This is a genomic window from Hydrocarboniphaga sp. FW305-C-57, assembly GCF_058783045.1.
On the sequence record NZ_JBYSYG010000012.1, the window covers coordinates 99,848 to 120,375 of the forward strand.

General features: G+C 61.1%; 19 protein-coding genes. 18 read left to right on the forward strand and 1 reads right to left on the reverse strand.

Features of this window, described 5'->3' with window-relative positions; all coding sequences use genetic code 11:
- Positions 1-14 precede the first annotated feature (14 nt).
- The 16 genes from AC3WUM_RS20635 (at position 15) to AC3WUM_RS20710 (ending at position 17,779) form a co-directional block, all read left to right on the forward strand.
- Positions 15-677, forward strand: coding sequence for a cation efflux transmembrane domain-containing protein (locus AC3WUM_RS20635; RefSeq protein WP_492412685.1), 663 nt, complete (start codon positions 15-17; stop codon positions 675-677).
- Between the two features lie 83 nt (positions 678-760).
- Positions 761-2,671, forward strand: coding sequence for an FTR1 family protein (locus AC3WUM_RS20640; RefSeq protein WP_492412687.1), 1,911 nt, complete (start codon positions 761-763; stop codon positions 2,669-2,671).
- Positions 2,672-2,730: 59 nt separating this feature from the next.
- A complete protein-coding gene (locus tag AC3WUM_RS20645; protein WP_492412689.1) occupies positions 2,731-3,126 on the forward strand; it encodes a hypothetical protein in 396 nt (131 codons plus the stop codon).
- A 93-nt stretch (positions 3,127-3,219) separates the two neighbouring features.
- The gene (locus AC3WUM_RS20650; protein WP_492412691.1) at positions 3,220-4,080 is read left to right on the forward strand and encodes a TolC family protein; all 861 of its coding nucleotides are present in this window, start codon (positions 3,220-3,222) and stop codon (positions 4,078-4,080) included.
- Positions 4,056-4,493 carry a TolC family protein gene (locus AC3WUM_RS20655; protein ID WP_492412761.1) on the forward strand — a complete coding sequence of 146 codons (438 nt, stop codon included), beginning with the start codon at positions 4,056-4,058 and terminating at the stop codon, positions 4,491-4,493. The genes AC3WUM_RS20650 and AC3WUM_RS20655 overlap by 25 nt, the downstream gene beginning before the upstream one ends.
- Positions 4,494-4,515: 22 nt before the next feature.
- Positions 4,516-5,469: an efflux RND transporter periplasmic adaptor subunit gene (locus tag AC3WUM_RS20660; RefSeq protein WP_492412693.1), complete on the forward strand. Its 954-nt coding sequence runs from the start codon at positions 4,516-4,518 to the stop codon at positions 5,467-5,469.
- Between the two features lie 11 nt (positions 5,470-5,480).
- A complete protein-coding gene (locus AC3WUM_RS20665; RefSeq protein WP_492412695.1) occupies positions 5,481-8,630 on the forward strand; it encodes an efflux RND transporter permease subunit in 3,150 nt (1,049 codons plus the stop codon).
- Positions 8,627-8,941, forward strand: a complete 315-nt coding sequence (locus tag AC3WUM_RS20670; protein ID WP_492412697.1) for a P-II family nitrogen regulator — start codon at positions 8,627-8,629, stop codon at positions 8,939-8,941. Before AC3WUM_RS20665 ends, AC3WUM_RS20670 begins: the two co-directional genes overlap by 4 nt.
- A gap of 70 nt (positions 8,942-9,011) precedes the next feature.
- Positions 9,012-9,329, forward strand: a complete 318-nt coding sequence (locus tag AC3WUM_RS20675) for a TFIIB-type zinc ribbon-containing protein (RefSeq protein ID WP_492412698.1) — start codon at positions 9,012-9,014, stop codon at positions 9,327-9,329.
- A gap of 29 nt (positions 9,330-9,358) precedes the next feature.
- Positions 9,359-9,904 (forward strand): DUF411 domain-containing protein, encoded by a 546-nt coding sequence (locus tag AC3WUM_RS20680; protein WP_492412700.1) that lies wholly within the window; start codon positions 9,359-9,361, stop codon positions 9,902-9,904.
- A gap of 82 nt (positions 9,905-9,986) precedes the next feature.
- Entirely contained in the window at positions 9,987-10,931 is a 945-nt protein-coding gene (locus AC3WUM_RS20685; RefSeq protein WP_492412702.1) for a cation diffusion facilitator family transporter, read from the forward strand.
- Positions 10,932-11,105: 174 nt separating this feature from the next.
- Positions 11,106-11,510, forward strand: a complete 405-nt coding sequence (locus AC3WUM_RS20690; RefSeq protein WP_492412704.1) for a hypothetical protein — start codon at positions 11,106-11,108, stop codon at positions 11,508-11,510.
- An 87-nt stretch (positions 11,511-11,597) separates the two neighbouring features.
- Positions 11,598-11,882, forward strand: coding sequence for a hypothetical protein (locus AC3WUM_RS20695; RefSeq protein ID WP_492412705.1), 285 nt, complete (start codon positions 11,598-11,600; stop codon positions 11,880-11,882).
- A 55-nt stretch (positions 11,883-11,937) separates the two neighbouring features.
- Positions 11,938-13,197: a TolC family protein gene (locus AC3WUM_RS20700; RefSeq protein ID WP_492412707.1), complete on the forward strand. Its 1,260-nt coding sequence runs from the start codon at positions 11,938-11,940 to the stop codon at positions 13,195-13,197.
- Entirely contained in the window at positions 13,194-14,630 is a 1,437-nt protein-coding gene (locus AC3WUM_RS20705) for an efflux RND transporter periplasmic adaptor subunit (protein WP_492412708.1), read from the forward strand. Before AC3WUM_RS20700 ends, AC3WUM_RS20705 begins: the two co-directional genes overlap by 4 nt.
- The gene (locus tag AC3WUM_RS20710) at positions 14,627-17,779 is read left to right on the forward strand and encodes an efflux RND transporter permease subunit (protein WP_492412709.1); all 3,153 of its coding nucleotides are present in this window, start codon (positions 14,627-14,629) and stop codon (positions 17,777-17,779) included. Before AC3WUM_RS20705 ends, AC3WUM_RS20710 begins: the two co-directional genes overlap by 4 nt.
- 13 nt (positions 17,780-17,792) lie before the next feature.
- Here the strand turns inward: AC3WUM_RS20710 and AC3WUM_RS20715 are convergent, their stop codons facing one another.
- Positions 17,793-18,068 carry a metal/formaldehyde-sensitive transcriptional repressor gene (locus tag AC3WUM_RS20715; protein ID WP_492412711.1) on the reverse strand — a complete coding sequence of 92 codons (276 nt, stop codon included), beginning with the start codon at positions 18,066-18,068 and terminating at the stop codon, positions 17,793-17,795.
- A gap of 66 nt (positions 18,069-18,134) precedes the next feature.
- Here AC3WUM_RS20715 and dmeF point away from each other — a divergent pair, with 66 nt between their 5' ends.
- A complete protein-coding gene (gene dmeF, locus AC3WUM_RS20720; RefSeq protein WP_492412712.1) occupies positions 18,135-19,076 on the forward strand; it encodes a CDF family Co(II)/Ni(II) efflux transporter DmeF in 942 nt (313 codons plus the stop codon).
- Between the two features lie 97 nt (positions 19,077-19,173).
- Positions 19,174-20,481: a type II restriction enzyme NmeDI-related protein gene (locus AC3WUM_RS20725; RefSeq protein WP_492412714.1), complete on the forward strand. Its 1,308-nt coding sequence runs from the start codon at positions 19,174-19,176 to the stop codon at positions 20,479-20,481.
- Positions 20,482-20,528 lie beyond the last annotated feature (47 nt).

The window sequence follows — 20,528 nt, forward strand, 5'->3', positions numbered from 1 at the left end:
GACAGGAGATTTCGATGTCCGGTTGTTGCGATTGCGGTTCGGCCCCCACCAAGTCCGAGGTGTCGCCCCGGTACCGCCGCGTGCTCTGGGTGGCGTTGGTCGTCAATCTCGCCATGTTTGGCGTCGAACTGGCGTCCGGATGGAATGCGGGATCAGCCTCACTTCTGGCCGACGCGGTGGATTTTTTTGGGGATGCCGCCAACTACGCGCTTTCCCTGATCGTGTTGTCGATGGCGGTCGTGTGGCGTTCCCGCGCCGCCCTCATCAAGGGCATGGCGATGGGAACCTACGGCCTATATGTGTTGGGCCAAGCGGCTTGGAACGTCACCAGTGGCGTGACACCGGAAGCCGGGGTCATGGGCGCCATTGGCCTGCTGGCTTTGGTGGCAAACGGCTCGGTTGCCGTCCTGCTGTATTCGTTCCGTGACGGCGACGCCAATATGCGATCGGTCTGGCTGTGCTCTCGCAACGACGCAATCGGCAACGTCGCGGTGATGCTGGCGGCCGCCGGGGTGTTGGGTCTGGGACAAGGTTGGCCGGACATCGTGGTCGCAGTCGGCATGGCGGGTCTGGGGCTCAGCGCCGCCTTTTCGGTCATCCGGCAAGCCCGCGCCGAACTCAAGGCGAACCCCGGCAACACTCATCGCGCTGTTTTGCAACCGCACCGCCCAGGCTGATCCTGAGTGATGAGCGGCCCGGACACTTTCATGGGATCGGCGCGATGCCGTGTTTCCCGGCATCAGAAGGAAGGAATGCTGCATTGTTGAAATTGATGCGTTACCTATTGCTGGCGCTGCTGTGGCCTGTCTTCGCTGGCGCGGCCGCAGCGCCTACCGAAGTGAAGACCATTTGGCGGCTGTTGGACTATCTCGCCGTCGACTACCGCGGTGCGGTAGCGAATGGGGCGGTGATCAGCGCATCGGAATATGCGGAGATGTCCGACTTCTCCGCGACCGTCCTACGCGAAATTTCCGCGTTGCCGGCGGGTCCTGAACACGACGAACTGGTATCGGGCGCTCAAGGATTGCAGTCCGCCATCGCCGGTCGCGAGTCACCGGAAACCGTTGCCCGGAAAGCCCGCGATCTCGCCGGACAGCTCTTGGCGGTCTACCCGATCGCGCTATCACCGCGAGTTATCCCAGACCTCGCACGAGGTCATCAGCTCTATGCAGAAGGCTGCAGCGCCTGTCATGGCAACGAAGGCAAGGGCAATGGGCCTGCCTCCGCCAGCCTTGACCCTAAACCAGTCGATTTCACGGACCTGATGCGTGCGCGGGAACGTAGCGTGTTCGCGCTGTACCAAGTCATCGGCCAAGGCCTCGACGGCACCTCGATGCGCAGCTTCGCGAATCTGCCGGATGAGGATCGCTGGGCGCTTGCCTTTGTCGTTGGCCAGTTCGCTTTCCCAGAGGCATCCCAGGCGCAGGGAAAACAACTTTGGCGGGACGATGCGCAACTACGCGAGGCGATCACCGGCATGGACGCTCTGACGACAACGACGCCGGCAACGCTATCGACGGAAATGGGAGATGCCACAGCAGTAGCAGCCGTGTCGTACCTGCGGCGCAATCCGGCTGCGGTGACGGTCTCGCAGGGCAGCGTTCTAAAACTCGCCCGCGACCGTTTGCGCGAAAGCGCGGACGCTTATCGCAAGGGCGATCGAGCGACGGCGTCCCGTCTTGCCGTATCCGCTTATCTCGACGGCTTCGAACCGGTCGAGCCTCAGTTGGCCGCCAAGGATGAACCTCTGTTGCGTCGCGTCGAAACCGCGATGACGGATCTGCGATCGAGCATTTCCAGCGGGGTGCCCGAAGCGGATTTTATGCAGCGTATCGATACGGCGGGTCAGTTGCTCGATCAAGCCGAGGCGCGACTGGGCGCGCATGAAAACAGCCCGGCATCCGCGTTTGTCGGCGCCTTCACGATTCTTCTGCGCGAGGGCCTTGAAGCACTGCTGATCGTAGTTGCCATCGTCGCTTTTTTGCGTAAAGCGAATCGTTCTGAGGTGCTGCCTTATGTCCACGCCGGCACCGTGGTGGCGCTGCTGGGTGGCGTTGCAACTTGGGGGGCCGCCACGTATCTGATTTCAATCAGTGGAGCGAGCCGTGAAGCAACCGAGGGTGGCGGCAGTCTGTTCGCTGCGGCCGTGCTGCTGTTCGTCGGCATCTGGATGCACGGAAAAAGCCAAGCGGGCGCGTGGCAGCAATACATCAAGGAGAAGGTCGACCAGGCACTGACACGTCGCTCGGCATGGTTCCTGTTCGCCTTGGCCTTTGTTGTGGTCTATCGCGAAGTCTTCGAGACGATCTTGTTCTACGTGGCCTTGTGGAGTGAAGGAAACCATCACGCCGTGCTGGGCGGCGCTGCGACCGCCATCCTCGGATTGGCGCTGATCGCTTGTCTGCTTTTGGCCTACTCGACCAGACTACCAATCGGAAAGTTCTTTTCGCTGAGCGCCGGCCTGATGGCGATTCTGGCGGTCGTCTTGACTGGCAAAGGTGTCGCGGCACTACAGGAGGCGAACCTGATGCCGGAGCGGCTGCTGGCACTCCCTCGCGTCGATTTGGTCGGCTTTTTCCCGACACTTCAAGGGGTAATGGCGCAGAGTGCTTGCGTCATCATTCTGGTCATAGGGTTCGCCTACAACCGGCGCGCCGCCGGCGGCGCCTGAGATGATCAGCATGATCGCAGTGATGGGGCCTGCCGTTGCATTCTGTTAGGCTGGCGCCCATGTCACGCGATGCCCTCATGCGCCCATGGCTCGTCACGCTGGTCTGCCTGGCGCTGCTGATTGCGCGTCTCAGCGGGGCTCACCTGCATCTGTGCTTCGACGGCAAGGAAGCGCCGGTCACCTTCTACCTGGCTGATCAGGCGCCCCATCATGAGGGTGCCAACGCGGTGGTCCATCACCAGGACGCAGAAGTCTCGGTCGCTGGCGATGTAATCGCCAAAGCCAGCAAAGGGTTCTTCGACCTGCCGCTGTTCCTGCTGACCGCGCTGCTGCTGTGGTCTGTTTTTCAGCCAGTATTTCGCTTTACGCCTTCGGCCGACACCTTCGTTCGTCCGATCGACCTGCAGTATCTGCGCCCGCCCTTGCGCGGGCCTCCGCTGCACACCTCCCCCTGACGTTCTGACGATCCTGCCGCGTGCCTTTTAGGTCTCGCGGCTCTATCCAGGCACAGCCGCGGACAACGCGTCGGTGCCGCTGGGAGGTACACAATGAAGTGGTCTTCTGCATGCGCATTGCGCGCGTGCCTGTTTTGGGCGGCGCTCGCCGCGCCTGCTGCGCATGCCGCAGCGCCCCCGCTGACGCTGCGTCAGGCGGTCGATGCCGCCATGGCGTCCAATCCGGAGTTGCAAACCTTTTCCTTCGAATTTCGGGCGCTGGACGCTCGTGCCCGGCAAGCTGCCCTGCGGCCAGTTCCCGAACTCTTCATCACGGCGGAGAACGTGGCCGGTACCGGGCAAAATAAAGGGCTCGACGCCGCAGAGCTTACGTTCGCACTGTCGCAGGTCATCGAGTTGGGTGGGAAGCGAGACGCACGCATCGATGCCGCTAAGGCCGGTCGCATCGGGGCCGGGGTCGATCGCCAAGCTCGTCAGCTCGACGTACTGGCGGAGGTGACGCGCCGATTCATCGCGGTTGCCACTCGCCAAGAGCAGGTTCGTTTGGCAGCAAACGCGGTCCGGCTCGCGGAGGACACCGTCACGGGTTCTGAAAAGCGAGTGAAGGCCGCCAAGTCACCGCACGCCGAATTCGACCGTGCCCGGATCGCGCTCGATCGCGCCAAGCTCGAACAGCGTCAGGCCGAGATAGAACTCGACACGGCCCGCAAGCAGCTCGCAGCCACCTGGGGCGAGTCGCAAACCAGCATTGGCGGCCAGCCCTTCGGCGATGTCACGGCGGACCTGTACACACTGCCCGATCCGGGCAACTACGACTTGCTGGTGACTCAGCTCTCAGCGGGGCCTGACTTCCTGCGCTTTGCATCGAAGCCCGACTGCGCGATGCCGAGCTACGTCTGGCCGCCACCGCACGCAAGCCCGACTTCACGATCGGCGCCGGTGTGCGTCGTCTAGAGGCAACCAACGACGAAGCCTTCGTCGCATCCTTCTCAGTCCCGCTGTTTTCCGCCAGGCGCAATGAAAGTTTTGTCGCCGAGGCGCAGGCCAACCGCGATCTGGTTGATGCGCAGCAACGCATCGCGATGATCAAGGCCAAGACGATGCTCTTTGAGCTATATCGCGAACTCGGCAGCGAAATCCTCGAAGCCCAGACGCTGCGTAACGACATCCTCCCGCGGACGGAAGAAGCGCTGAAGGAAACCGAATACGCCTACCAGCGCGGCCGGTACAGCTATCTGGAGTGGGTCGATGCCCAGCGCGAATACCTGTCGCTACAGGCCGCCCTAATCGATGCCAGTAGCAGCGCGCAAAGCCTGCGCGTGGAAATCGAACGCCTTACCAATGCGCCGCTCAGCGCCGCGCCCTGATACGAATCCGAGAAATCACACCATGAATTCCAAAAAAAACGTCGTCACGTTGTTGCTGCCACTGGCGCTGATCGCCTGCGGCGGCTCTGAATCGGCTCCCGCCAAGCCGGCCACTGAGGCCGAAGCCAAGCCGGGCCATGTGGAGGAAGGCGGCCACGAAGAAGGCGCACTGAAACTGACGCCTGAGCAGATCAAAGCGGTTGGCGTAGAGATCGCAAACGCCGGCGCAGCCACCATTCGCGAAACGCTGCCACTTTACGGTTCGGTTGCACCAAACGCCGAGCGCGTCCGTGAAATCGGCGCGCGCTTCCCAGGCGTCATCCGCAGTGTGAACAAAAAGATCGGCGACACGGTGAAGCAAGGCGATACCCTTGCCACCGTCGAGAGCAATGAAAGCCTTCAGACGTATTCGGTCGTTGCATCGCTACCGGGTGTTGTCACGGCGCGCAACGCCAATCCCGGCGAGCAGACTGGCGAGAAAGCGCTATTCACAATTGCCGATCTTTCGACGGTGTGGGTCGAGCTTTCGCTGTTTCCGCGCGATGTCGCCAAGGTGCGCGTCGGCCAGAATGTGCGGGTCAAAAGCGCGGACGCCGGCCTTTCGACCGATGGCGAGCTGGTCTACGTCGCACCCTTCGGCAGCAGCGCAAACCAAACGCTGACAGCGCGCGTTCTCGTCAACAATGCGGACCGCCATTGGGCACCCGGCTTGTACGTGACTGCCGACGTGACGCTGGCTGAGACCGTGGTCCCGCTCGCAATCCGTAACGAAGCCGTGCAGAACCTGGAAGGCCGCAGCGTGGTGTTCGTGAAAGACGACGATGGCTTCGAGCCCAAGCCGATCAAGGTCGGCCGCGTGGACGATGAAAATAGCGAAGTGCTGCAAGGTATCAAGGCTGGCGACGCCTATGTCACCCGCAACAGCTACATCCTCAAAGCCGAGTTAGGCAAGGGTGAAGCCGAGCACGAAGACTAAGGAGCCCAGCCATGATCGACGCACTCATACGCTTTTCCATCGCCCGCCGATGGGTCGTGTTGTTTCTGGTTGCTGCCGTCGCCGCGGTAGGCATCTTCAGCTATCAGCGCCTGCCCATCGACGCCGTCCCCGACATCACCAACGTCCAAGTCCAGATCAACACCGCCGCACCCGGCTACTCGCCAATGGAGGTCGAGCAGCGCATTACCTATCTCGTCGAGGTCAGCATTGCCGGCCTGCCAGCTCTGGAAGAAACGCGCTCGCTGTCGCGCTATGGCCTTTCACAGGTGACGGTGATCTTCAAGAACGGCACCGACATCTTCTGGGCGCGCAACCTCATCAACGAGCGGCTGCAAGGCGCCAAGAGTCAGCTTCCGACCGGCATCGAGCCCGAAATGGGGCCGATCGCCACCGGCCTCGGTGAAATCTTCCTCTATACCGTGCATGCGGATGACAAGGCGCGGCAGCCCAATGGGCAGCCGTATGACGCCACGGCACTCCGCACCTTGCAAGACTGGATCATCCGGCCACAGTTGCGTCAGGTCGCGGGCGTCACCGAGGTCAACACCATCGGCGGCTTTGAGAAGCAATTTCACGTCACGCCCGATCCGGCGCGTCTGATGGCCTACAACCTGAGCTTCGAGGACGTGGTCAAGGCGCTGGAGAAGAACAACACCAACGTCGGCGCAGGTTACATCGAGAAGAACGGCGAGCAGTATCTAATCCGCTCGCCCGGACAGGTCAGTGACATCACGGGCATCGAGCGCGTCATCGTCGCGCATCGGGATGGCGTTCCGATCACGGTACGCGACGTGGCTGAAGTCGCCTTCGGCAAGCAACTGCGTACCGGTGCGGCGACCCGCGACGGCGCGGAAACGGTGCTGGGCACGGCGGTGATGCTGATTGGCGACAACAGCCGGACAGTTTCGAGCGCCGTCTCGGCCAAGCTTGCGGAAATCAACAAAACGCTCCCGAAGGGCGTCACCGCTGACCCGGTCTACGACCGTACCGTGCTGGTCGAGAAGACCATTTCAACAGTGCAGAAGAACCTTCTGGAAGGCGCGATCCTAGTCGTCGTAGTGCTGCTGCTGATGCTCGGCAACGTGCGAGCGGCACTGCTCACCGCGATGGTGATCCCGCTATCGATGTTGATGCTGATGACCAGCATGGTGCAGACCAAAGTCAGCGCGAACCTGATGAGCCTGGGTGCACTCGACTTCGGCCTGATCGTTGATGGTGCGGTGATCATCGTCGAGAACTGCATCCTGAGACTCGCAGCGCAACAGCATCACCACGGCCGGCTTCTGAATCTGCAGGAGCGCATGCAGACGGTGTTCGTGGCAACGCGCGAAGTCTTTACGCCAAGCCTGGTCAGCGTGCTGGTCGTGATTCTCGTCAACTTGCCGATCCTCGCGTTGACGGGTGTCGAAGGCAAGATGTTCCAACCCATGGCCCTGGCCGTGATCATGGCGCTGGTCTCCGCGCTGGCATTGTCCTTGACGTTCATTCCCGCGGCGGTGGCGCTCCTGCTGAGCGGCCGAATCGAGGAGAAGGACAACTTCATCGTCCGCAGCGCCAAGCGCGTCTACGGGCCCGTGCTGGCGACTGCTCTGAAGCTGCGAGTGGTCTTCGTCGCCGGTGCCGTTGTATTCGTGATCTTCTGCGGTTGGATGGCGTCCCGCATGGGCTCAGAGTTCATCCCGAGTCTCGATGAGGGCGATCTGGCGGTGCAGGCGCTGCGCATTCCGGGCACGAGCCTGACGCAGTCGCTGGAAATGCAGTTCCAGATTGAAAAGGCGGTGATGAAAGTACCGGAGGTGAAAACTTACTTCGCCCGGGTCGGCACCGCCGAAGTCGCCACCGATCCGATGCCGCCGAACATTTCGGACGGCTACGTGATGCTGAAAGATCACAAGGACTGGCCGACTCCGCAGCGAGCCAAGGCGGAAGTCGTCAAGGATATTGAAGCGCGCCTGGAAGGCGTGCCCGGCAATGCCTACGAGATCAGCCAGCCGATCCAGCTTCGTTTCAACGAGCTGATCTCGGGCGTGCGTTCCGATCTCGGCATCAAGGTCTACGGCGACGATTTGGGCGAGCTGCTGAAAACCGGCAACGCGATCGCCAAGGTCCTCAACAGCATTCCGGGTGCCGAAGGGGTGAAGGTCGAACAGGTCGCAGGCTTGCCGGTGCTGTCCATTGAACCCAACCGCAACGCGCTGTATCGCTACGGTCTAAACGTCAGCGACGTGCAGGACGTGCTGTCGGCGGCCACTGGTGGTGAGGAGGCCGGACAGTTGTTCGAGGGTGACCAGCGCTTCGCGTTAGTCGTGCGTTTGCCTGAGCGACTGCGCAGCGATCTGAACTCGCTTCAACGCCTGCCGGTGCCGCTGCCCAATGGTGGTTATGTGCCGCTGGGTGAAGTCGCGAGCCTGAATCTCGCGCCGGGACCGAATCAGATCAGCCGAGAGAATGGCAAGCGAAGGCTGGTCGTATCAGCCAATGTGAAGGGTCGCGATCTGGGCGGCTTCGTCACCGAGGTCCAGCAGAGAATCGCCGAGCAGGTAAAGCTGCCGACCGGCTATTGGCTGGCTTACGGCGGTACCTTCGAGCAACTGCAATCGGCCACGCAGCGGCTGAGCTTGCTGGTGCCGATCACGCTGGCGCTGATCTTTGCGTTGCTGATGATGACGTTCGGCTCGGCCAAGGACGCGGCGCTGATCTTCAGCGGTGTGCCGCTGGCTTTGACCGGCGGCATCGTCGCGCTGTGGCTACGCGACATTCCGATGTCGATCACCGCCGGTGTGGGGTTCATCACGCTGTCGGGCGTCGCGGTGCTGACCGGCGTGGTGCTGGTATCCGCCATTCGCGATCGACTGGCACATGGTGACGACATCGACACCGCGATCTCTGAAGGCGCAATGCTGCGACTTAGGCCGATCCTGATGGTGGCAATGGTGGCGGCGCTCGGCTTCCTGCCGATGGCGTTGAACACCGGCACCGGCGCCGAGGTGCAGCGTCCGCTGGCGACGGTCGTCATCGGCGGCATCCTGTCATCGACGCTGCTGACTTTGCTGGTGCTGCCGGGCCTGTACCGCATGGCGTGGCGACGCCGGCCTGAGCTTGTCCCTGCCACGCCCGCTCCCAAGGAGATCCACGCATGAAACTCGTGAAAGCGTTTATCCACCACGTCCGCACGCCGGACGTGGTGCAGGCACTGGCGGATGCGGGTTACCGCAATCTGACCGTGCAAGACGTGAAAGGCATGCTCAAGCCGATCGACGAAAGCGAAAACAGCTATTCACGAGACGGCGCGGGGCTGGTGATCTCAGAGGCCCGGTTGTCGCTGGTCTGCGAAGACGCCGAGGTCGAGGCCGTCACGTCGATCATCAGAACCGTTGCTCGGATCGGCCCGCACATTTCGGGCTGGGTATACGTCAGCCCGGTGGAACAGGCGTTGCCAATCGGCCCGTGACTTTACGAGCCCCGCCGGCATCAATGGTCGGCGGGGCTGGTCAAGTATCGAATGAAGAAGGAGATTTGAAATGAATACCGAACAATCCCCGGCGGGACCTCGCGCCACTGGCTTGCTATGTCCTGAGTGCCGCGTCGACCTGCTGATGACCGAGCGCAAGAACGTCGAAATCGATTATTGCCCAACTTGTCGAGGCGTTTGGCTTGAGCGAGGCGAACTGGACAAGATCATCGAACACAGCGCGGCCGAACTGAAATCCGTACGAATGATGGAGCCGATTTCAGATCAGACACGCTCTTCATCGCACGGCGGACATAGACAGCGCGGCTATGACGATCATGGGATCGGGCGAAAGCGGAAGTCCTGGCTGCAGGAGCTATTCGATTAAAGCCCGGTCTTGACACGACGGCGGTGAAGATGAAACCGACCAAAGCTCGAAAGAGCCGCCCAATTCTGCCGACCGCCGATCGGCTCTCGTCGCGACAACTGAAATTAATCATCCTTGCAGCGGTGTCCTTTGCGGTCATCGCTGCCGTGGGTGCTGTCTGGAACAATATTTTCCCGGTGCGCGAAGAAGACTTGGTCGAGGTGGCATGGACGCATGAGTGCAGATGCGTTGACGGCTGGATGAACTCGTTGCGGGCCGATGGCTTCGTCGTGCGCGACTACGAACTCGAAAATCTCCGTGCGAGGCGGCAAATCTGGCACGTTCCAAACGCGGTGCATGGCTGTCACCCGGCCGTTTATCTGGGGTATGTCCTCGACGGTCATGTGCCGCCGGCTCTGATACGCCGACTCGGGCGTGAACATCCCTCGGCAATCGCACTGATCCAGGTGAGTCCGAAGGCTGAAAGCGGCGACGCTGCGCCCACCTCCACGGAGCATTTCGAGTTACTAAACCGCGACGGAACGCGGGTACCGTGGCCGCCCAGTTCGTATCCCGACCCTTCACAGCATTTATAGAGCTGCTGATATAGGGCCGCCAGATTGAACGTCTAAATGTCCATCAACTGCTATTTCGCTGAACTTTTAAGGGGTATTCCCAATGAGTGACGGTCACGATCACACCGCTGGTGCCAATCCCAAGTCGATGTGGATTGCCTTGTGTCTCACTGGCAGTTTCATGCTCGCCGAATTCATCGGCGGTGTGCTGAGTAGCAGCCTTGCGCTGATCTCGGATGCCGCGCACATGCTCACCGACACGGCCGCTTTGGGGATCGGGCTGTTCGCGATTCACATGGCTCGGCGGGCAGCCGATCAGCGACGAACCTTCGGTTATGCGCGTTCCGAGATCATCGCGGCTGCATTCAATGCCGGCATGCTATTCGTCGTCGCGATCTACATCCTATTCGAGGCCTACCAGCGTCTCCGGAATCCGCCCGAAATTCAGTCGTCGGCGATGCTGATCATCGCGGTGTTAGGGCTGGTCGTGAACTTGATCTCGATGAAGGTGCTGTCGAGTGGCAAGGACCACAATCTCAATATGAAGGGCGCGTACCTGGAAGTCTGGAGCGACATGCTGGGCTCATTGGGTGTCATCGGCGGCGCCCTGTTGATCCGTTTCACGGGGTGGACGTGGGTCGATCCGATCATTGCAGTGGCTATCGCGCTTTGGGTGTTGCCACGCACCTTGAGCCTGATGCGCGAGAGCGTGAACGTGTTGCTGGAGGGGGTTCCGGCCGGTGTCGACCTTTCCGACATCGAAAAGACCATCGCCTCCAGTGCCGGCGTGCGGGGTGTGCATGACCTGCACGTTTGGGCGATCACGACCGGCAAAAGCAGTCTGAGCGCTCACGTCCTTCTCGAACCCTCCGCCGACTTCGACGCGGTCCGAATCGATGTCGCATCCCAGCTGGAAAAGAAATTTAATCTTCACCACAGCACACTTCAATGCGAGCGTGAAGCCTGCGAGGCTGGAGAGGAATGTGGGATCACCGAATCGCATGGGGAGGGTCACGACCACGACTCGCACCTGCATGCCGAGCATTGAGGCTGGTCAGGACTTGTCGCAACTGAACGCTTCAGGATCACCGCAAAGTCGGAGTGTCGGAGCTTGACTCTGGATCATGGTCCAGGGTTTATAGTCTTGTCGTCCGAACGATCGGGTATGAATACCAGACAGCCGACTCTGTCCGGCACACCAATCAAGAGCTAAGATCCTTCCATGCTGCGTCGCCTCCTCATTCTCGTTTTCGTCATCGCCAACCTGACCTCACAGGTCAGCGTGGCGTATGCGTGCGCAATGATGGGACCGACGAAAGTCGTGTCGGCGCAGTGCTGCTGCAAGACGGGAGCAATGGTGCCGAGTTGCGCGGCAGCGGCCGGCGACAAGGATTGTTGTCAGAAAGTTGTCAAGGTGTCGGCCGGCCCGACCGACGAGCTTGCGAGTGTAGCGGCCGACGTCAAGGTGCCCAGTTTCGATCCCTTGCCGGTGCCGGCGGCGCAGACGGCGGAGTTTCCGCTGGTTGCATTCAACGCTCAGCGTGAGCGGGACGAGTGGACCGAATATGATCCGGATCATCCCCACGGCACCTCGCTTTACCTGAGCACGCAAAGACTGCGTCTATAGAAAACCCGCGTTTCGATCCGGGCTAACGCCCATTGGCCTTTGCTGAATTCTTCAGTAACGGCATTTCTTCGAAATGTGAGGTTTCCCATGTCTACCCCGTTCATTTCGCGCGCCGTATTCGGCGTGCTGTTTCTCTCCGCTGCTCTCTCGAATCCCGCGCAAGCGCGTCCTTCCGATCCTGGCTGGCATCCCGTTTTGATGATGCCGACGAGCAGCGCGCAAGAGGCAATTTCTACTCCTCAGCGTTGGTATGGCCCGCGCGGCACCATTGCTTGGCCGTCAGTTCATGACCCTCTGCTGGCAACGCCTACAACGCCTATCCGGCCGGCACGCTGGATCGGCCCGCGCGGCACGATTCCCACTTCAAAGTGAGCCACCGATCTCCCGGCGCGTGCTGCGCCGGGAGATTTTGCCTGAGGGAGCCAGCATGAAACTCATGACATGGGCCATAGCCGCCTTTGCATCTGCGCTTTGTATTCCGAGCCTGGCGCAGGCCGCTCAGCCCGAGGTCTTCCTGAGTCTGGCCGACGTCCAGCGTCTGGCTGTCGAACGTCAGCCCGCCCTAGAAGCCCAGGCGCAGGCGGTCGCAGCAGCTCGCAACAGCGCCGTGGCTGCGGCGCAATTGCCCGACCCCAAGCTGACGGCCGGGGTGACCGATCTGCCGGTTGATGGGGCGGACCGCTATTCGCTGCGTCGCGACGACTTCACCATGTTCACCGCCGGGGTGATGCAAGACTTTCCCCGCGCCGCAAAGCGCCAGCTGCGAGGTCAAAAAGGGGAACACGAAGCGGAACTGGCCGAACAGACGCTGGCGACCTCGCGCTTGATGATCGAGCGCGATGCGGGATTCGCATGGCTGGCGGTCTGGAAGGCGGAGCGCTTGCGGGAGTTGCTGCTCGACGCTGCTCATCAGGCTGATCTGCAGATGCAAGCTGCCGAGATCGCCTACACGACGAATACTGCGCCGCAAAGCGCGGTGCTGGAGTCTCAGGTCAATGCTGCTCTGCTGCGCGACGAGGCGGCCGATGCCGATCTGCAGGTGCGCGATGCGCGCGATCAGCTCTCCCGGTGGCTTGGGAACGAAGTGGCGGACCGCAGCGTCAGCCCTGAAGTGCCCACGTGGCCCGATCCCCCGGACTTGCCGCAACTACTGGTGCAATTGCGTCAGCATCCGCATCTGAACGCCGAAGCCAAGCGCGTCGAACTCGCCGAAGACGAGGTGGCACTGGCAAGGCAGGCCTACAAGCCGGACTGGAGTCTCGCGGTGGATTACGGCTATCGGCCGGATTTCGCCGACTTCGTCAGCGTCAACGTCACGGTCGACCTGCCGGTGTTCTCGCATAGCCGCCAGGATCGCGAGTTGAGCGCAAAGCTCGCCGAGCAGGAACAAGCCGAGTTGCAGCGCGAGGACATGTTCCGGGAACAGGAGTCGGATATCCGGCGCAACTGGGAAGCCCTGCGCCGACAACAGGAGCGCTTGAAGCAGTTCGACAACGACATCCTTCCGAAGAGCCGGCAGCGCATCGACTCGGCGCTGGCCACCTGGCAATCCGGCCAAGGAGGACTGATGTCAGTACTCGATGCCCGGCGCATGGCGCTGGACAACGAAATGAAACGCCTGGAACTGCTTGCCGACGCGGCCAAGCGGCAAATCAATTTGCAGTATTACGCGGGGAAAGCATCGTGAAGAAAGTTCTGCTGATCATCGCGGGGCTCTTGCTCAGTGCCGCCGTGGGTGCGTGGATCGCGAGCGCGTTTCTGATGTCGCGTAGCCCGGACATGCCCGGCGGAAAACCTGCTGAGGGCGAACCCGGGCATCGCCATGTGCCGGTGAAGATGAAAGATGCGCAAGGCAAGACTTACTACACCTGCGCAATGCACCCGCAGGTTCGCTCCGACCAAGCCGGCAACTGTCCGATCTGCGGCATGGCGCTGATCAAAAAAGCCGAGGCGGCGCCCGCCGCATCATCGTCCATGCCCGCGTCGCGCGACCCGCTGTATTGGTACGACCCGATGAAGCCGGATCAACACTTCGATCAGCCCGGGAAGTCGCCTTTCATGGACATGCAGTTAGTGCCGAAGTATTCGGAAGGCGGAGACGCCAAGGACGTGGGCATCGTATCCATCAATCCGGCCGTGGTGCAGAACCTGGGGATACGGACGTCAGCGGCTGAAATGCGCGATGTCGCCCAGGAAGTGCGCGCCGTCGCCAGCGTCGCCATTGACGACAACCGGATCGAAGTCGTTCAGACACGTGTGGCTGGGTGGGTGGAACGCCTCGCGGTACGCGCGCAGGGCGATATCGTTCGCAAGGGCCAGTTGTTGGCGGAGGTCTACGCTCCCGAGCTGTTGGCCGCGCAACAGGAGTTCGCGCTGGCCCTGCGAGCTGGCGATGCGGCGCTGATCGGCGCCGGCCGTCAGCGCCTGCTGCTGATGGGGCTCGATCAGGGGCAGCTCAGCCGCCTGGAGAAAACCGGGCAAGCGCAGCGCCGAGTCGCGTACTACGCCCCGGTCGATGGCATCGTCACGGAACTGGGCGTTCGCGCCGGCGCTCAGGTCAGCGCCGGCATGACGCTGTATACGCTCGCCGATCTTTCGCAGGTCTGGGTCAACGCCGAAGTCCCGGAGGCCCAGGCCGCGGGCCAGCAGGCGGGCGCTCCGGTGACCGCCTATCCCGGCGGGCTGTCCGGCCGCCGCTTCGACGGCCGTGTCGAATACGTTTATCCCGAAGTCGATCCGCAGACGCGCACGATGAAACTGCGGGCGCTGATCGACAACAAGGAAAGGCTGCTCAAGCCCGGCATGTTTGCCGAAGTGGTTTTGGGCGCCGGCTCCGCTCGCCAGGCGCTGATGGTGCCCAGCGAGTCGCTGATCCGCACGGGCACGCGCAGCATGGTCATCGTCTCCGAGAGTCCCGGTCGTTTTCGGCCGACCGAAGTCAAACCCGGCCAGCAACGCGACGGTTTCACCGAGGTGCTTGAAGGTCTCACCGCCGGACAGAACGTCGTAAGTTCCGGTCAGTTCCTGATCGACTCGGAAGCGAACCTGCGCGGCGCCTTCAGCAAGCTCGAAGCCGCGTCTCGCGATGGCATGGCGACGCCGACGGAGAAAATGCCGTGATCGCGCAACTGATCCGCTGGTCGCTGGCCAATCGATTTCTGATTCTGATGGCGACGCTGATGGTCACTGCGGCCGGCATCTATTCGGCAGCGAAAACCCCGCTCGACGCCATTCCCGATCTTTCCGACACCCAGGTGATCATCCGCACGGTGTATCCCGGCCAGGCACCGCAGGTCGTCGAGGATCAGGTGACTTACCCGCTGACAACGACAATGCTGTCGGTGCCCGGTGCCAAGAATGTGCGCGGCTATTCGTTCTTTGGCGACTCGTTCGTCTATGTGCTGTTCGACGACGGCACCGATCCCTACTGGGCGCGCTCGCGGGTTCTCGAATATTTGAGCCAGGTGCAAGGCCGGTTGCCGGCTACCGCGAAGTCATCGCTAGGTCCGGATGCCTCCGGCGTCGGCTGGGTTTACGAATACGCGCTCGTCGATCGCAGCGGCCAGCACGACATTGCGCAACTGCGCACGCTGCAGGACTGGTTTCTGAAGTATGAGCTGAAGACGGTCGCCAATGTCGCCGAAGTGGCCAGCATCGGCGGCTTCGTCAATCAGTACCAGATCGTGCTGCAGCCCGAGCGCATGCGCGCGTTCGGTGTCTCCCAGCAGACCATCGTGCAGGCCGTGCAGGATGCCAATGGCGAGACGGGCGGATCGGTGCTCGAACTCGGTGAGGCCGAATACATGGTGCGCGCCAACGGCTACCTGAAATCGCTCGACGATTTCCGGCTGATCTCGATCGGGCTCGGCAAAAACGGCACGCCGATTACGCTCAGCGATGTCGCGTTCGTGCAGCGTGGCCCTGAGATTCGGCGCGGCATCTCCGAATTCAACGGCGACGGCGAAGCCGTGGGTGGCGTCATCGTGATGCGCAGCGGCAAGAACGCGCTGGAGACGATCGATGCGGTCAAGGCCAAGCTCGATACGCTGCGTCAGGGCTTGCCCAAAGGCGTCGAGATCGTCACCGTCTACGATCGCTCCGATCTGATCAATCGAGCGGTCGACAACCTGACGCACAAACTCATCGAAGAGTTTGTCGTAGTCGCGCTGGTGTGCCTGATCTTCCTGTTCCACCTGCGCTCCGCGCTAGTCGCCATTGTCTGCCTGCCGGTCGGCATCCTCATCGCGTTCATGGTGATGCGTCATCAGGGGGTGAATGCCAACATCATGTCGCTGGGCGGGATTGCCATTGCCATTGGTGCGATGGTCGATGCTGCGGTGGTGATGATCGAAAACGCGCACAAGCATCTCGAATCCTGGCGACACCAGCATCCCGATGTGAAGCTGGATTCGGCAACACAAATGCGCCTGATCGGCGATGCGGCAGCGGAAGTCGGACCGGCGCTGTTCTTCAGCCTGCTGATCATCACGCTGAGTTTCGTGCCGGTGTTTTCGTTAGAAGCCCAGGAAGGAAAGTTGTTCGCGCCGCTGGCTTTCACCAAGACCTATGCGATGGCGGCCGCCGCCGGCCTGTCGGTGACGTTGATCCCGGTGCTGATGTTCTATTTCATCCGCGGCCGGATCGTTTCCGAAACGGCCAACCCGCTGAACCGAATTCTGATCGCGGGCTATCAACCGATGATTAGCTGGGTCATGCGCCATCCGAAAGTGACGCTGCTCGGCGCGGGTCTGCTGCTTGCCGGAACCTTCTGGCCGATCACGCACATCGGCAGCGAATTCATGCCGCCACTGGATGAAGGCGACATCCTGTATATGCCGACGGCGCTTCCCGGCTTGTCTGCTGCCAAGGCATCTGAACTGCTTCAGCAGACCGATCGCATCATCAAGACGTTTCCGGAGGTCCTGACTGTCTTTGGCAAGATGGGGCGAGCCGAGACGGCTACCGACCCGGCGCCGCTGGAAATGATGGAAACCACGGTTCGGTTCAAGCCGAAATCCGAGTGGCGTCCGGGCCTGACTACTGAAAAGCTGATCGAGCAGATGGATGCCTCGCTGCAGATTCCGGGCATGGCCAATGTCTGGGTGGCGCCGATCCGCAATCGCATCGACATGCTCGCGACCGGCATTAAATCGCCGGTCGGCATCAAGATCGCCGGGCCAGACCTGAAAGAAATTGCCCGGTTGGGCCGGCAAGTCGAGACCGTGGTCAAAGCAGTTCCCGGCGCATCGTCGGTGTTTTCCGAACGGGTCAGCGGTGGGCGTTATATCCAGATCGACATTCGTCGCGATGCGATCGCGCGCTTTGGCCTGAGTATCAAGGCCGTGCAGGAGGTCGTATCGACGGCGATCGGCGGCGACAACATCTCCCAGACCATCGAGGGCCTCCAGCGCTTTCCGATCAACGTGCGCTATCCGCGTGAGGTGCGCGACAGCATCGATGGATTGCAGAATCTGTCGATCGTCACGCCGATGGGAGCGACGATCACCCTTGGCACGGTAGCGGACATCCGGATCGAGGATGGGCCGCCGATGCTGCGCAGCGAGAACGCCCGCCTCAACGGATGGACTTATGTCGACATTCGCGGACGCGACCTTGGCTCCTTCGTAAAGGACGCGCAGAAGGCAGTGCGCGAGCAGGTCACTCTGCCAGCGGGTTACTCCATTGCCTGGTCGGGACAGTTCGAATATCTGGAGCGCGCCAGCAAAAAGCTCGCCGTCGTCGTGCCGTTCACGCTCGCGATCATTCTGGTGTTGCTCTATCTCACCTTCCGGCGCATCGGCGATGCGGTTCTGATCATGGGGACGCTGCCATTCGCCTTGATCGGCGGGTTCTGGCTGATCTTCCTGCTCGGCCACAATCTTTCGGTCGCTTCCACCGTTGGTTTCATTGCGCTCGCGGGTGTTTCCGCCGAGTTCGGCGTCGTGATGCTGATCTACCTGGATCAGGCGATCCGCCGGTTTCGCGAAGAAGGTCGTCTGCGCACGCGTGATGACTTGATTCAAGCCATCACCGAGGGTGCGGTGCTTCGCGTGCGGCCAAAGGCCATGACGGTTGCCGTGATCGTTGCGGGTTTGCTGCCGCTGTTCTGGGGCGGCGCCACCGGTAGCGAAATCATGAGCCGGATCGCCGCGCCGATGGTAGGCGGTATGATCACAGCGCCCCTGCTTTCGATGTTCGTCGTGCCGGCCGCTTATCTATTAATGATGCAGCGGACCCTACATCGATCAAAACTTACACGGGCTGCCTAACTGCCCCTTCTGGCTATTTCATGTAAGAGCGGATCACCGTCACCAATTGCTCAATATCGTCCCGCCGTTGTTTTGGTGATGAGCTTTCATCGCCTAAGTGCTCGCGTATGTGGCCTTCGAGAACCTCGGCCATCAGCCCGTTGATAGCGCCCTTGATCGCCGCAATCTGCTGAAGAATCGATCCACACTCCGATTCACCTTCGAGCGCCACTTCCAGAGCGGCGGCTTGACCCTTTATGCGACGGACGCGCGTCAGGAGCTGTTTTTTTCCGTGAATCGTATGAGGCATCGTGGAGTCTACTGGGTTGTATACTGGGGTATAGTACCGGCTCTTAACATCGCCGGTCTTTATTTTATGTCATCTTCTTCTGCCGCCGCGTCCCAATGGACCCACTCGCACGTCTTCGACGAAAGCAACCCTCTCGCTGAAAGCAAGACCGCGCGAGCCGGATTGCTGACCGCGTTGATGATGGTGGTGGAGATCGTCGGTGGATACAGCTTCAATTCGATGGCATTGCTGGCCGACGGCTGGCACATGAGTTCACATGCTTTGGCGCTGGGCTTGTCTGTGTTGGCCTACTCGTTTGCTCGTCGGCTCGCTCATGACCGTCGTTTCGCTTTTGGCACCTGGAAAATTGAAGTTCTCGGCGGATACACGAGCGCCATTCTGCTGGTTCTGGTCGCGGGATCGATGATGTTTCAATCGATCGAACGGCTGATGTCCCCTTCGCCCATCCACTATAGCCAAGCCATCGCCATTGCGATGGTCGGCCTGGCCGTCAATCTGATCTGCGCCTGGCTACTCAGGGGTGAGCATCACCACGACCACGGGCATGGGCATGGGCACGAAAAGGCAAGCCATCATCATGGTCACGATCATGACCTCAACCTGAGGTCCGCTTATGTCCATGTCGTCGCCGATGCCGCAACATCGGTACTTGCCATCCTGGCGCTGGTGGGCGGCATGTTTTTCGGCGCGTCCTGGCTCGATCCGGTGATGGGTATCGTTGGCGCGGTCTTGGTTCTCGTCTGGGCTTACGGGCTATTGCGCGATAGCGGACGGGTATTGCTGGACGCTGAAATGAATGCTCCCGTCGTGGACGAGATTCGTGAGGTGATAGCGGCCAGCCCGGTCCCTGCCGAGATCACCGATTTGCATGTCTGGCGAGTCGGCAAGGGGAAGTTTGCCTGCATTCTGGGCCTCGTCACGGATCAGTCTGTTTCGCCCGACGAGTTCCGGCGCCAGCTGAGTGTCCACGATGAGCTCGTCCACATCACCGTCGAATTGAACCGCTAAGCGCCGATTGAGCTTGTGTTGTTTATCGGTGTTTTGACCAAAAGGCCCGTGAGACAATCCCAAGGCCAGACTCGACTGGCCCAGCGAGTTTACCGGTATGCCTCTGCCTTCCGAATCTTCATTCGAGCATCACTCGACTGAAGTCATCCGCAATTTGCTGGATCGCTGGCGCGCTGATGCGGGCGGCACCTACCAGAGCTGGTTTCTGTGGGAGGAGCGGATCAAGAATTTCCGCTCGATCCGGCGCGGCATCGAAGCCGTCGTGGCCGAAATCGAAGCGGGCCGTTTCGGCAATACCTACAAGGGCTCGTCGCTGGAAACCGTCATCGGGTCGATCGTCGAGCAGCGACAAATCTTCAAGGGTGCGGACCATGCGTTCTTGTGGAAACCGAAGCTGCGCATTCCCGATATCTACGAGAGCCCAGAGAATCAGCGAGCGTTCGGGCGCTTTCTCGATACCTGCCATGGCTGCCAGCACGAACACCAGGTGATTACGGCAATCCGGACGTTGGACGCACACAAGGTCAAGGGATTGGGTCCCGCAGCAGCCAACCCTTTGTACTTCCTGCATCCCACGTTGGTGCCCCCATTCAACACCGCCATTGTGAAGGGCTACAACCTGTTGACGGGTGCGAACGTCAAGCTCGGCCGGTGGGAGGAATACCTGGCGATGCGTCAGGGTGTGCTGGCACTCAACATCCGCTTTCGCGATTTGCTGTCAAACGACCTTGGCGCGATCGCAGGCTTTTTATTCGACCTCGGCATGGGCCGTTACGAGCTGCCACCTCCGGCCGACGATGCGGCGGCGCTGGCCCGATGGCGCCAAGACCTTGAAACGATCCGCAGCGATGGCGCCCGTCAGGCCAAGTTGCAGGCCGAAGCGCGTGAGGCCGACCTGACGCATACCGACGTGCAGGGTTGGTTGCGGGATTTGGGCAAGGCACTGGGGTTCCGCGTGTGGATCGCGAGCAACGATCGCGGGCGTGCCTATAACGGCGGGCGTCTGGGCGATGGTTGTCTTGATCAGCTGCCGCCTTCGATTACCGCCTGCGGCGCTGAAGAGACCATCAAGTTGATTGATGTCCTGTGGCTTGAAAGCGCGGGCGAGCGCGTCTCAGCCGCATTCGAGGTCGAGCACAGCACGAGCATTTATTCCGGCATCGTGCGGATGCTCGATCTCGCTTTGGGCCTGCCTGATCATCTTGCCGGCGCGTACTTCCTAGTGGCACCGGATGATCGTGAGGGCTCGGTGCGCGCCCAATTTGCGAGGCCGGCTTTCAGCCGGGTCAAGGAACTGGATCTTCGCTTTCTGCCGTATACGGAATTGGACCAACACCGTAGCCAAATGGCCCGCTTTGGGACAGGTCTGAAGGCCGTGCAAGCAATCTCGAAGTCGCTGCGTTGATAGACTGGCGAGACGATGTTGCCTCTACCTATCAGGAGGCAGCCCAT

Bases quoted from the DNA above. Each gene is read 5' to 3' on its own strand.
- AC3WUM_RS20635 (WP_492412685.1), top strand. From the start codon at position 15: ATGTCCGGTTGTTGCGATTGCGGTTCGGCCCCCACCAAGTCCGAGGTG.
- AC3WUM_RS20645 (WP_492412689.1), top strand. From the start codon at position 2,731: ATGTCACGCGATGCCCTCATGCGCCCATGGCTCGTCACGCTGGTCTGC.
- AC3WUM_RS20650 (WP_492412691.1), top strand. From the start codon at position 3,220: ATGAAGTGGTCTTCTGCATGCGCATTGCGCGCGTGCCTGTTTTGGGCG.
- AC3WUM_RS20660 (WP_492412693.1), top strand. From the start codon at position 4,516: ATGAATTCCAAAAAAAACGTCGTCACGTTGTTGCTGCCACTGGCGCTG.
- AC3WUM_RS20665 (WP_492412695.1), top strand. From the start codon at position 5,481: ATGATCGACGCACTCATACGCTTTTCCATCGCCCGCCGATGGGTCGTG.
- AC3WUM_RS20670 (WP_492412697.1), top strand. From the start codon at position 8,627: ATGAAACTCGTGAAAGCGTTTATCCACCACGTCCGCACGCCGGACGTG.
- AC3WUM_RS20675 (WP_492412698.1), top strand. From the start codon at position 9,012: ATGAATACCGAACAATCCCCGGCGGGACCTCGCGCCACTGGCTTGCTA.
- AC3WUM_RS20680 (WP_492412700.1), top strand. From the start codon at position 9,359: ATGAAACCGACCAAAGCTCGAAAGAGCCGCCCAATTCTGCCGACCGCC.
- AC3WUM_RS20685 (WP_492412702.1), top strand. From the start codon at position 9,987: ATGAGTGACGGTCACGATCACACCGCTGGTGCCAATCCCAAGTCGATG.
- AC3WUM_RS20690 (WP_492412704.1), top strand. From the start codon at position 11,106: ATGCTGCGTCGCCTCCTCATTCTCGTTTTCGTCATCGCCAACCTGACC.
- AC3WUM_RS20695 (WP_492412705.1), top strand. From the start codon at position 11,598: ATGTCTACCCCGTTCATTTCGCGCGCCGTATTCGGCGTGCTGTTTCTC.
- AC3WUM_RS20700 (WP_492412707.1), top strand. From the start codon at position 11,938: ATGAAACTCATGACATGGGCCATAGCCGCCTTTGCATCTGCGCTTTGT.
- AC3WUM_RS20715 (WP_492412711.1), bottom strand. From the start codon at position 18,068: ATGCCTCATACGATTCACGGAAAAAAACAGCTCCTGACGCGCGTCCGT.
- dmeF (WP_492412712.1), top strand. From the start codon at position 18,135: ATGTCATCTTCTTCTGCCGCCGCGTCCCAATGGACCCACTCGCACGTC.
- AC3WUM_RS20725 (WP_492412714.1), top strand. From the start codon at position 19,174: ATGCCTCTGCCTTCCGAATCTTCATTCGAGCATCACTCGACTGAAGTC.